General features: G+C 72.2%; 9 protein-coding genes. All 9 read right to left on the bottom strand.

Annotation, left to right across the window (positions count from 1 at the left end; translation table 11 throughout):
- Positions 1-121: 121 nt before the first annotated feature.
- The gene (locus OG386_RS32630; protein ID WP_328791057.1) at positions 122-1,528 is read right to left on the bottom strand and encodes a pseudouridine synthase; all 1,407 of its coding nucleotides are present in this window, start codon (positions 1,526-1,528) and stop codon (positions 122-124) included.
- Positions 1,528-2,160, bottom strand: a complete 633-nt coding sequence (gene scpB / locus OG386_RS32625; protein ID WP_266598149.1) for an SMC-Scp complex subunit ScpB — start codon at positions 2,158-2,160, stop codon at positions 1,528-1,530. Before scpB ends, OG386_RS32630 begins: the two co-directional genes overlap by 1 nt.
- The gene (locus tag OG386_RS32620) at positions 2,157-3,332 is read right to left on the bottom strand and encodes a segregation and condensation protein A (protein ID WP_328791056.1); all 1,176 of its coding nucleotides are present in this window, start codon (positions 3,330-3,332) and stop codon (positions 2,157-2,159) included. The genes scpB and OG386_RS32620 overlap by 4 nt, the downstream gene beginning before the upstream one ends.
- Positions 3,333-3,728: 396 nt before the next feature.
- Positions 3,729-4,250, bottom strand: coding sequence for a hypothetical protein (locus tag OG386_RS32615; RefSeq protein ID WP_328791055.1), 522 nt, complete (start codon positions 4,248-4,250; stop codon positions 3,729-3,731).
- Entirely contained in the window at positions 4,235-5,353 is a 1,119-nt protein-coding gene (locus OG386_RS32610; protein ID WP_078626630.1) for a ParA family protein, read from the bottom strand. Before OG386_RS32610 ends, OG386_RS32615 begins: the two co-directional genes overlap by 16 nt.
- Before the next feature lie 368 nt (positions 5,354-5,721).
- Entirely contained in the window at positions 5,722-6,837 is a 1,116-nt protein-coding gene (ald, locus tag OG386_RS32605; protein ID WP_327386192.1) for an alanine dehydrogenase, read from the bottom strand.
- Positions 6,838-6,989: 152 nt separating this feature from the next.
- A complete protein-coding gene (locus tag OG386_RS32600; protein ID WP_328791054.1) occupies positions 6,990-8,978 on the bottom strand; it encodes a tetratricopeptide repeat protein in 1,989 nt (662 codons plus the stop codon).
- 162 nt (positions 8,979-9,140) lie between these two features.
- A complete protein-coding gene (locus OG386_RS32595; protein WP_328793454.1) occupies positions 9,141-9,776 on the bottom strand; it encodes an NUDIX hydrolase in 636 nt (211 codons plus the stop codon).
- Positions 9,777-9,859: 83 nt separating this feature from the next.
- The gene (locus OG386_RS32590) at positions 9,860-11,512 is read right to left on the bottom strand and encodes a CTP synthase (protein ID WP_328791053.1); all 1,653 of its coding nucleotides are present in this window, start codon (positions 11,510-11,512) and stop codon (positions 9,860-9,862) included.
- Between the last annotated feature and the right edge of the window lie 210 nt (positions 11,513-11,722).

Here is an 11,722-nt window from a genome sequence, read left to right as displayed (position 1 = left end):
TGGTCAGACTGACTATAAACAGTGGCGCGGGTCCCCGACAAGCAGAAAACCCGCGGCGCCCTGGGGCACCGCGGGTTTTCTGCGATCGGACCGGCCGCCTGCGCGGCGACCGGTCTGCGTACTAGAGGCCGACCTCGCGCATCAGCATGCCGACCTCGGTGTTGGTCAGGCGGCGCAGCCAGCCGGACTTCTGGTCGCCCAGCTCGATCGGACCGAAGGAGGTCCGGACGAGCTTCTCGACCGGGAAGCCGGCCTCCGCCATCATGCGGCGGACGATGTGCTTGCGGCCCTCGTGGAGGGTGACCTCGACCAGGTAGTTCTTGCCGACCTGGTCGACGACGCGGAAGTGGTCGGCGCGGGCGTAGCCGTCCTCCAGCTCGATGCCGTCCTTGAGCCGCTTGCCGATCTCGCGCGGCAGCGGGCCGGTGATGGCCGCCACGTACGTCTTCTTCACGCCGTACTTGGGGTGCGTGAGGCGGTGGGCCAGCTCACCGTGGTTGGTGAGCAGGATGATGCCCTCGGTCTCGGTGTCGAGCCGGCCGACGTGGAAGAGACGGGTCTCGCGGTTGGTGACGTAGTCGCCGAGGCACTGACGGCCGTCCGGGTCCTCCATGGTGGAGACGACACCGGCGGGCTTGTTCAGAGCGAAGAACAGGTACGACTGGGTGGCGACCGTCAGGCCGTCCACCTTGATCTCGTCCTTCGGCAGGACGCGCTTGCCCTGCTCCAGCACGATCTCGCCGTTGACCTCGACGCGGGCCTGCTCGATGAGCTCCTCGCAGGCGCGGCGCGAACCCATGCCGGCGCGGGCGAGCACCTTCTGCAGACGCTCACCCTCCTCCTCGGCACCCGGGAAGGTCTTCGGGGTCTTGACCACGGGCTTGTCGGCGTACCGGTCGCGCACGCGCTCCTCGATCCGCGCGTCCAGCTCGCGGGGGCGGGACTGGCCGCTCCGGCTGCCGGGGCCGCTGCGCGGGCCGCCGGCGCCGCCGATGCCGGGGGTCTTGGAGGTCCGGGGACCGCCCTTGGCGCCACCGCGCGCCGCGGCGCCGCGGGCACCGCCGCCGCCCGCCTTGGGGCCGCTGCGTCCGCTGCGCTCGCCCTCGGGGCCGACGTCGTAGCGGCGCTCCTCGGGACGCGGGTTGCGGATGCGGGGGGCCGGCTGGTCGCGGTCGCGCGAGTCGGAGCCGCCCTGGTAGCCGCCGGAGCTGCCGCCGCGGGAGCCGCCCTGGTAACCGCCCGAGCTGCCACCGCGGGAGCCGCCGGAGCTGCCGCCGCGCGAACCGCCCTGGTAACCGCCCGAGCTACCGCCGCGGGAGCCGCCGGAGCTGCCGCCGCGGGAGCCGCCCTGGTAACCGCCCGAGCTACCGCCACGGGAGCCGCCGGAGCCGCTGCCACCGCCGGAGCCGCTCCCGCGGTAGCCACCGCCGCCACTGGAGGAGCCGCCGCGGGCGTTACCGCGCCCGCCGCCTCCGCCGCCGCCGCTGTTCCTGTTGCCGCCACCGTTGCCGTTGCCGCTGCTTCGCATCAAAGTTCCGTCGTCTTGTCGTCTTCATCGGTGTCCGGTGCGTCCGGATCGAACGACGGCACACCTTCTTGCGTCTCGGCTTCGATCGCGTCCGCCTCGGGGAGGAAGGGCGCGAGCTCCGGGAGCTCGTCCAGGCCGCGCAGGCCCATCCGCTCCAGAAAGTAGTTCGTCGTCCTGTACAGGATCGCACCTGTTTCGGGTTCCGTCCCCGCCTCCTCCACCAGACCCCGCTGGAGGAGGGTCCGCATGACCCCGTCGCAGTTGACTCCGCGGACCGCGGAAACCCGCGACCGGCTCACCGGCTGCCGGTACGCGACGACCGCCAGGGTCTCCAGGGCCGCCTGGGTGAGCCGGGCCTGCTGGCCGTCCAGTACGAAGCCCTCCACGGCCGGCGCGTAGGCGGCCCGGGTGTAGAACCGCCAGCCGCCGGCGACCAGCCGCAGCTCGAAGCCCCGGCGCGCGGCCGTGTACTCGTCGGCGAGCTCCCGCAGCGCCTGACCGACCTCGCGCGGGGTGCGCTCCAGCACCTTGGCCAGGTGCGCCTCGGTGGCTGGCTCGTCCACGACCATGAGCACGGCCTCCAGGGCCGGCTTCAGCTCCAGCGCCGCCACCGCGCTCACGTCGCCGTTCAATCCTTCGCCTCCACGATCTGGTCGAACTCGTCGGTCACGGTCGGCATGCCGTCGCCGTCCCCGCCGCTCCAGCGCACGGTGAGGGTCGCCAGCGCCTCCTCCTGGTCGAGGACGACCGCCTTCTCCCGGTAGAGCTCCAGCAGGGCCAGGAAGCGCGCGACGACGGTGAGGGTGTCCCCGGCGTCCTCGGTGAGCTCCTGGAACGTGGCCTCCCCGCGCGCCTTCAGCATCCGCACCACCAGCCCGGCCTGCTCGCGCACGCTGACCAGGGGGGCGTGGATGTGGTCCACGTACACCTGGGGCTTGGCCCTGGGCTGCATGGCCTTCACGGCCAGCCGGGCGAACCCCTCCGGCCCGATGCTGATGACGACCTCGGGCAGCAGGTCCGCGTGGTGCGGCTCCAGCCCGACCGTCCGCGGGTACCGCCTGCCCTCGGCCTCGGCGCGCCGCTCGAAGATCTCGGCGATCTGTTTGTACGCGCGGTACTGGAGCAGGCGCGCGAAGAGCAGGTCCCGGGCCTCCAGCAGGGCGAGGTCGGCCTCGTCCTCGACCTCGGCGACCGGCAGCAGCCGGGCGGCCTTCAGGTCGAGGAGGGTGGCGGCGACGACGAGGAACTCGGTGGTCTGGTCGAGGTCCCAGTCCGGCCCCATGGCCCGGATGTGCGCCATGAACTCGTCGGTGACCTTGGACAGCGCGACCTCGGTGACGTCGAGCTTGTGCCGCGAGATCAGTTGGAGCAGCAGGTCGAAGGGGCCCTCGAAGTTGGCGAGCCGCAGGGTGAACCGGCCGTCGCCGCTCGCGGGGGGCGCGGTGTCGGTGCCCTGGCCAGGATCACCGGCCGCCGCCTCGCGGGCCCGCGGGGCGTGCGGGTGCGGAGCATCGGCCGAGCCCTCGGCGTCCCGGGCTTCGGCGTCAGGGACCTCGGCTTCCCGGGCTTCGGCGTGCGGGGCCGGACCGGGCTCAGGATGCTCCTGCTGCCCGTCTGCGGGCCCGGGGGAACGTTCCGGCTCGGTACCGCCAGCTGTCGGCGCGGGGCGCGCAGCGGGCGCCTCAGGGGCTTCGAGCCCCGCTCCTGCGTCGTGCCCGTCCGATCGCCCGGCCGCGTCGGGGGCGCCGGGGCCGCGCCCCAGGACGCGCCGGGTCGGTCGGCCGGATTCGGCGGGGAGGGGCATCGATGTCCAGGAGGTGCATGGGGGGCGGCGTGGAGGACCGGGCGCCGTGGCCGCGGCCACCAGCAGCCTACGGGCTCCCCCGCACTCCCCGGTGGACCAGCGCCCGGCACGGCGCCGCACCGCAGGACCGGCGTTCCCCCGCCCGTACGGGCCCCATGCGGGCGGCTCCCCGCGACGGGGCGGAGCTCCGGGGGGCGGGCCGCAGATCGTCCGGAGGCCCGGTCGCCGGGCGGACGCCTGCCGGGGCCCGGCTCCGGGAGCGCGCGCCGCGGGCCGAGCGGCGCGCAGGCGGCCCGGACCTGGCCCCGGGCGGCGGGAAGGCGGGCCGCAGGTCGAGCCAGGGCACGTGCGCGGCCCGGACGGGCCCGGCACCGGGAGAGCGGGCCCGAAGGGCGGTCAGCGGCCGCGCAGGCGCCGTACGAGGATGCTCGCGTCGCCGCGGGACTCCAGATCGGCGAGGACGACCGCGACCGCCTCGCGGACGATGCGGCCCCGGTCCACCGCCAGTCCGTGCTCCCCGCGCAGCACCAGCCGCGCGTGTTCCAGGTCCATGAGCTCCTCGGCGGAGACGTAGACCGTGATCTTCTCGTCGTGGCGCTCGCGGCCGCTGGGGCGCCGGTTCGCGCCCCGGCCCTGCCCCTTGCTCCGGCGGCCCGCGCCGGCCGGGGCCGACCCCACGCCGCCGGCCGGTCCGACAGAACCTTCCTGCGGTCGCCTGGGCTGCCCCACGACGGGCCCGCCGGTGTCCGCGGCCTCCCGGCCACGGCCCTCGCTCGCCGTGCCCTCGGCCGAAGTGGCCGAGTGTTCTGCGGCGGGCGTCTCCTCGACCCCGCGCCGCGGCGAGGACGGCTGGAGCGCCATCCCCCCGGTCGTGCGGAACAGTTCGTCGGCTCCGGGCAGACTCACTCGGCGTGACACCGGGCGAGCACCTCCCTGGCCAGCTGGCGGTAGGCGGCGGCGCCGACGGAGTTGGACGCGTACGTCGTGATCGGCTCACCGGCGACCGTGGTCTCCGGGAAGCGCACCGTGCGGCCGATGACCGTGTGGTAGACGTGGTCGTCGAAGGCCTCGACGACGCGCGCCAGCACCTCGCGGCTGTGCACCGTACGGGAGTCGTACATCGTGGCGAGGATGCCGTCGAGCTCCAGCTCGGGGTTGAGCCGCTCCTGCACCTTCTCGATGGTCTCGGTCAGCAGTGCCACGCCGCGCAGCGCGAAGAACTCGCACTCCAGCGGGACGATGACCTTGTGAGCCGCCGTCAGGGCGTTCACGGTCAGCAGACCGAGCGAGGGCTGACAGTCGATCACGATGTAGTCGTAGTCGGCCATCAGGGGCTTCAGGGCCCGCTGCAGGGTCGACTCGCGCGCGACCTCGCTGACCAACTGCACCTCGGCAGCGGACAGGTCGATGTTGCTCGGCAGCAGGTCCATGTTGGGGACCGCCGTCTTGAGCAGCACCTCGTCGGCCGACATGCCCCGCTCCATGAGCAGGTTGTAGACCGTCAGGTCGAGTTCCATCGGGTTTACGCCGAGACCCACGGACAGCGCGCCCTGCGGGTCGAAGTCGACGAGCAGCACGCGGCGCCCGTACTCGGCGAGCGCGGCACCCAGGTTGATGGTCGACGTGGTCTTGCCCACGCCGCCCTTCTGGTTGCACATCGCGATGATCTTCGCCGGACCGTGGTCGGTCAGCGGACCCGGGATCGGGAAGTACGGGAGCGGGCGTCCGGTCGGGCCGATCCGCTCACGGCGCTGACGGGCAGCGTCGGGGGCGAGAGTGGCCGCGTACTCGGGGTCCGGTTCGTACTCCGCGTCGGGGTCGTAGAAGTGCCCCTCGGGCACATTGTCGTAGTCGGCGAAACCCACGGGCTTTTCGCCGCTCAGGTCGCCGGCCCTGGAGTTCACGTCTAGGCCGTCCATGCTCTTTTGGGGCGTCGTCATGTGCTGGTGGTTTGCGAAGGTGCGTACTGCGACGGAGCCGACAGCTTCGAGCCCGGTAGGGCCCTGGCCCCGCTCAGGCATCCCTGCTCGACCACCCCCAGGAGCAAATGTCGACTCATTCACAAGTCGTCTTACCTCCTCGGACGTGACCAGGACACTTATCGATAGGTCAGCGTGGCACCATGCCGACGGTTGGCGACTCTATGGCGTGTCACCGCCCAGCGGCAACACAATCCGCCGGACCCGGCACGATGTGTCGGCAACCGAACACCGCTCTGTCAAGGGCGCACGAGCTGTCGCTACGAAGTTTCGCGGGTGTGCGAAAGGGTTAAAGGGTTACGTTCGAGGCGAGTTGAGCGGGGTCTTGGGGCACCGCGCAAACGCGTCCGGCCGGACCTTGCGGGCAAGGTCCGGCCGGATACGTGAGATTGACGTCAGTCGTTGACGTGTCAGCCGAGCAGCGTGCTCAGCTCGAGGGTCTCGAGGCCGTGGGCCTCGGCGACGGGACCGTAAACGACCTGGCCGTCATGGGTGTTGAGGCCGAGCCCGAGCGCGGGGTCACGACGCAGCGCCTCGACCCAGCCGAGGTTCGCGAGCTGCACGATGTAGGGCAGCGTGGCGTTCGTCAGCGCGTAGGTGGAGGTGTTCGGAACCGCGCCCGGCATGTTGGCGACGCAGTAGAAGACCGAGTTGTGGACCTGGAAGGTCGGCTCGGCGTGAGTGGTCGGACGGGAGTCCTCGAAGCAGCCGCCCTGGTCGATCGCAATGTCGACAAGGACACTTCCGGGCTTCATCTTGGCGACGAGCTCGTTGGTGACCAGCTTCGGGGCCTTCGCACCCGGGATCAGCACCGCGCCGATGACGAGGTCGGCCTCGACGACGGCCTTCTCCAGCTCGTAGGCGTTGGAGACGATCGTCTTGATCTTCGTGCCGAAGATCTTGTCGGCCTCGCGGAGCTTGTTGATGTCGCGGTCCAGCAGGGTCACGTGGAAGCCCATGCCGATGGCGATCTGCGCGGCGTTCCAGCCGGAGACGCCGCCGCCGATGACGACGCACTCGCCGGCGTGGGTGCCGGGGACGCCGCCCGGGAGGACGCCGCGGCCGCCGGCCGAGCGCATCAGGTGGTAGGCGCCGACCTGCGGGGCCAGACGGCCCGCGACCTCGGACATCGGGGCGAGCAGCGGCAGCGCGCGGTTGGCGAGCTCGACCGTCTCGTACGCGATGGCGGTGGTGCCGGACTCCAGCAGGGCGTCCGTGCACTCGCGGGAGGCCGCCAGGTGCAGGTAGGTGAAGAGCGTCTGGTCCTTGCGGAGGCGGTGGTACTCCTCCGCGATGGGCTCCTTGACCTTGAGCAGCAGGTCGGCGGTGGCCCAGACCTCGTCGGCGGTACCGAGGATCTCGGCGCCGGCCGAGACGTACTCGGCGTCCGTGATCGAGGAGCCCACACCGGCGTTCTGCTCGATGAAGACCTGGTGGCCGTTGCGGACCAGCTCATGCACGCCGGCGGGCGTGATGGCGACCCGGAACTCGTTGTTCTTGACCTCGCGGGGGATGCCGACCTTCATCGTCGATCACGGTCCTTGGCTCAGGGGATATTACGGGGCACTTCCATACATACCCGCCCACAAGAACGCGCAACGGGATGCACCACGGGATGCCGCGGTGAACCCAGTCTAATGAAGGATGAGTCGCTGTCTAGCCTTGCAAACCAATAATCTCAGTCGGAAGCACTACGGATTTCGCAGGCTGCGGGGTCATCTCCCAGCAATCTGTCGGCTGCGGAGCGGTGCAGCCTGGCAGCTGCGGGGTCCCCCAGCCTGTCCAGCGTGTCGGCCAGTCGGACCTGCAGTGCGGCCTGAAGTCGCTGGTCGCCCGCCCTACGGGCCAGCTCCACCGCCTCTCGGCAGGTGTGCAGCGATTCCTCGGGCCGACCGGCGTACTCCTGGACCCGCGCCATCTCGCTCAACGCCTTTGCCTGACCGGGCACATCGGCCAGCTTCCGGTAGCCCGCGGCGGCCGCCCGCCAGCTGCGCAGCGCGTCCCCGTACCGCCCCGCGTAGGTGTGGACGTTCCCGAGCCGCCCGTAGAGCCGGGCCTCGTCCGCGCGCTCGCCCCGTGCGAGGGCCTGCGAGAGCGCCCGGCCGAACCAGTCGGAGGCCCGGTGCCAGTCCGCCAGTTCCTGGTAAGCGCCTCCTACGGATTCCATCGCGCGGCCCGTCGCGTACGGATCGTTCGCCGCCCGTCCGGCGTCCAGCGCGGCCCGGTAGCGCTCCAGGGCCTCGTGGGTACGGCCGGTCGATGCGTCCAGGTCGGCCAGGTTCAGCAGCGCGGCGGCCTGCTCCCGGTGCAGGCCGCGGCGCTCGGCCACGTCCAGGACCAGCCGGTGCAGCCCGTACAGCTCGGGGGCGGCCCCGGCCGTGCCCCGGTGGTCCGCCAGCGCCCGCACGAGGGCCGCGACCAGCCGGCGGGCCAGGGTGTCCAGCCCTCCGTCGGCCACGGCCAGGGAGGCGGCCGCGGTGAGCGCGGGCAGCCGGGTGTCCAGCCAGGTGGTGGCGGCCCGCCGGTCGGGAAACCGCAGGGCGCGCGGCAGGCCGTCCAGCAGCTCGCGGAGGTCGTCGTCGACGGCGGCGTCCACCCCGGGCTCCTCGGCCTCGGCCATGGCCCGGCAGGAGTGCAGCAGCCGTACGGTGCGCTCCAGCATCCGGGCCCGGGCCAGCTGGACCTCGGCGGGGCGTTCCTTGGCCTCCAGGAGGGCCTGGAGCAGCGGCGCGAGGCAGCCGGGCAGCAGGAAGAGGCCGTCGCGGGAGGGGCGGACGAGGCCCAGCCCGGCGAAGTCGTCCAGGGTGGACTGGGCGGCGGCCACCGAGCAGCCGGCGAGGGCGGAGGCGGTGTGCGAGTCGACGATGCCGGCCGGGGCGAGCGGCAGGAGCCGCAGGGTCCGCTGGGCGGGCTGCGGCAAGGACTCGTAGACCAGCCGGAAACCGCGGGCGAGCGGGCCGCCGGTGGTGGCGGGCATGTCGTGGAGCTGCTTGGCCACGTCGGCGACGGCGGCCTTGGGGTGGGCGGCGAGCCACCCGCCGACGAGGACGAGCGCGGCGGGCTGGCCCCCGCACTCCTCGGCGAGGGCCTCGGCGGCGCGGGGGTCGGCGGTGACCCGGGTGTCGCCGATGCGCTGGGCGAGCAGTTCCACGGCGGAGGGGGTGTCGAGTCCGCCGAGGGTGCAGGGCCGCACGTCGGGGATCCCGGTGAGCGGCCCCTCGGCGGTGACCACGACGAGGCACTCGGGGGTGTCCGGCAGCAGGGCGTCCACCTGCTGCGGATCGGCGGCGTCGTCGACCAGGATGATCGCCCGGCGGCCTTCGAGGGCGGTGCGCAGCGCGGAGCTCAGCTCGTCCTCACCGGCCCCGGGCGGGGTGGGCAGCCCCAGTCCTTCCAGCAGGCTCCGGACGGCCCGCTCGGTGGCCACGGTCTCCCCGCCGGGGGCGGTGAGCCGGGTGCGGAGCACTCCGTCGGGGTACTCCTCGGCGACCTCGTGCACGAAGGCCTCGGCGAGGGCGGTGCGCCCGGAGCCCGGTCGCCCGGCGACCAGCAGGACCCGGGCCCGTGGCGCCTTGGCCTTGCGGCCGGAGAGGGTGTCGAGCCCGGTCCGCGCGATGTCCTCGCGCAGCTCCTTGAGCTCACGCCGCCGCCCGACGAAATCCGCCACGGATCCGCTCCTCTCCCTGCCACCGGATTGCGAGCGTAGTTCACGCAGAGCGACGACCCGGGTGGAGCGTGGCGGACAAATCCCCCGATCGGATCAGCAGATGGACCTATTTTTCACGCGCCGCTCGCGCGGCGCGCGCGGCAGGGACTCCGCGGACGTGCCCTACGCCTCGTACGGGCGGGCCGGCCAGGGGGCGAGGGCCGGGCGCAGGGCCTCGATGCCGCCCTCGGAGGCGAGGGTCGCCGCGAGGGCCAGTACCCCGGTCACCAGCCCGGGGTTGTGCAGTTCGCCCGCCAGGACCCCGCGGACCAGGTCCGCGAGCGGGACCCGGGCGATCTCCATGTCCGCCTCCTCCTCGGAGACCTCGTACCGCTGCCCCTCGGCCTCTGCCAGGTCCCGTGCGAGGAAGATCCGGACGGCCTCGTCGGATCCGCCGGGCGAGGTGAAGAAGTCGGCCAGCACCCGCCATTCGCCCGCCTTGGCGTGCGCCTCCTCGTACAGCTCCCGCTGGGCCGCGTGCAGGGGGTTCTCGCCGGGTACGTCCAGCAGCCCGGCCGGGAGCTCCCACAGCCGGTGCCGCACCGGGTGGCGGAACTGCTTGAGGACCAGCACCCGCTGCTCCTCGTCGAGGGCGAGGACGCACACCGAGCCCGGGTGCACCTGGTAGTCCCGGCGCACCACCGAGCTGTCGGGCATCCGGACCTGGTCCGAGCGGACGGCCGTCTTGGCGCCCTCGAACGGGGTCCGTGAGGCGACGACCTCCCACGACTCCGGTGTGTCCACGATGTCGTTGCCCATGGCCATGGCCGATACCTTCCCCGAGAACGCGACAGCCGGGGCACGATCCGTGCCCCGGCTGCCTACGTTATGCGGTCAGGCCCTCACTTCGCGGACTGCTGCCGCTCCACGGCCGCCTTCACCAGGCCGGCGAACAGCGGGTGCGGGCGCGTCGGGCGCGAGCGCAGCTCCGGGTGGGCCTGGGTGGCCACCAGGTAGGGGTGCACCTCGCGCGGGTACTCGACGTACTCGACGAGCTTGTTGTCCGGGGAGGTGCCGGAGAAGACGAGGCCCGCCTTCTTCTCCAGTTCGCCGCGGTAGGCGTTGTTGACCTCGTAGCGGTGGCGGTGGCGCTCGTCCACGTAGGCCTCGTCGCCGTAGACCTCGCGCACGATGGAGCCCTCGGCGAGCTTCGCCGGGTACATGCCCAGGCGCATGGTGCCGCCCAGGTCGCCCGCGCCCTCGACGAAGGCCAGCTGCTCCTCCATGGTCGAGATGACCGGGTGCGGGGTGGAGGCGTCGAACTCGGTGGAGTTGGCGTCCTCGATGCCCGCGAGGTTGCGCGCGGCCTCGATGACCACGCACTGCAGGCCCAGGCACAGGCCGAGCAGCGGGATCTTGTTCTCGCGGGCGTACGTGATCGCGCCGACCTTGCCGTTGACGCCGCGGTCGCCGAAGCCGCCGGGCACGCAGATCGCGTCCACGTCGCCGAGCACCGCCGCGGCACCGGCCGGGGTCTTGCAGTCGTCGGAGGTGACCCACTTGATCTGGACCCGGGCCTTGTTGGCGAAACCGCCGGCGCGCAGCGCCTCGGTCACCGACAGGTAGGCGTCGGGCAGGTCGATGTACTTGCCGACGAGCGCGACCTTGACCTCGTGGTCGGGGTTGTGGACCCGGTCGAGCAGGTCCTCCCACACCGTCCAGTCGACGTCGCGGAAGGGCAGGTCGAGCTTGCGCACGACGTACGCGTCCAGGCCCTCGGTGTGCAGCACCTTCGGGATGTCGTAGATCGACTTGGCGTCGATCGCCGCGACCACGGCCGCCTCGTCCACGTCGCACATCAGCGAGATCTTGCGCTTGATGGAGGTGGGGACGTCACGGTCGGCGCGCAGCACGATGGCGTCGGGCTGGATGCCGATGTTGCGCAGCGCCGCGACCGAGTGCTGGGTCGGCTTGGTCTTGAGCTCACCGGAGGGGCCGATGTAGGGGAGCAGCGAGATGTGCACGACGAAGACGTTGTCGCGGCCGACCTCGTGGCGGACCTGGCGGACGGTCTCCAGGAACGGCAGCGACTCGATGTCGCCGACGGTGCCGCCGACCTCGGTGATGACGACGTCGACGTCGTCGGTCGCCATGCGGCGGATGCGGTGCTTGATCTCGTTGGTGATGTGCGGGATGACCTGCACGGTGTCACCGAGGTACTCGCCGCGGCGCTCCTTGGCGATGACCGTGTTGTAGACCTGGCCGGTGGTGACGTTGGCCGAGCCGTCGAGGTCGACGTCGAGGAAGCGCTCGTAGTGGCCGATGTCCAGGTCGGTCTCGGCGCCGTCGTTGGTGACGAACACCTCGCCGTGCTGGAACGGGTTCATCGTGCCGGGGTCGACGTTCAGGTACGGGTCGAGCTTCTGCATCGTGACCCGCAGACCGCGCGCCTTCAGCAGCGCACCCAGGCTGGAGGCCGTCAGGCCCTTGCCGAGGGAGGAAGCGACACCCCCGGTGACGAAGATGTGCTTGGTCGTCATGGATTTGGGCGGCATCGCCAAGAGGGGGCTCCCGTGGTCGCGAAGTGAGGTGCGTCCGGCGCCGGCCACCGTCGATCCGGAAGGGTCTCAGGGGGCGCCGAAGCTGCGGTTTCGGGGCTCCTGATTCGCACAGGCAGACCACCGGTCCACGGGGTACCAGCCTATCAGCGCCCGGAGCGGTCCGCCTCCGGGCACGCGGCGCACGCGCCCGGCACGGGGGCGGCG

This window comes from Streptomyces sp. NBC_00273, from assembly GCF_036178145.1.
GTDB lineage: Bacteria > Actinomycetota > Actinomycetes > Streptomycetales > Streptomycetaceae > Streptomyces.
Note: the sequence above shows the minus strand (reverse complement) of the source record. Positions and strands in the feature narration are given on the sequence as shown.

Coding starts and splice junctions, on each gene's coding strand:
- OG386_RS32595 (WP_328793454.1), bottom strand. CDS start 9,776: ATGGGCAACGACATCGTGGACACACCGGAGTCGTGGGAGGTCGTCGCC.
- ald (WP_327386192.1), bottom strand. CDS start 6,837: ATGAAGGTCGGCATCCCCCGCGAGGTCAAGAACAACGAGTTCCGGGTC.
- OG386_RS32630 (WP_328791057.1), bottom strand. CDS start 1,528: ATGCGAAGCAGCGGCAACGGCAACGGTGGCGGCAACAGGAACAGCGGC.
- OG386_RS32590 (WP_328791053.1), bottom strand. CDS start 11,512: ATGCCGCCCAAATCCATGACGACCAAGCACATCTTCGTCACCGGGGGT.
- OG386_RS32620 (WP_328791056.1), bottom strand. CDS start 3,332: ATGCCCCTCCCCGCCGAATCCGGCCGACCGACCCGGCGCGTCCTGGGG.
- OG386_RS32610 (WP_078626630.1), bottom strand. CDS start 5,353: ATGCCTGAGCGGGGCCAGGGCCCTACCGGGCTCGAAGCTGTCGGCTCC.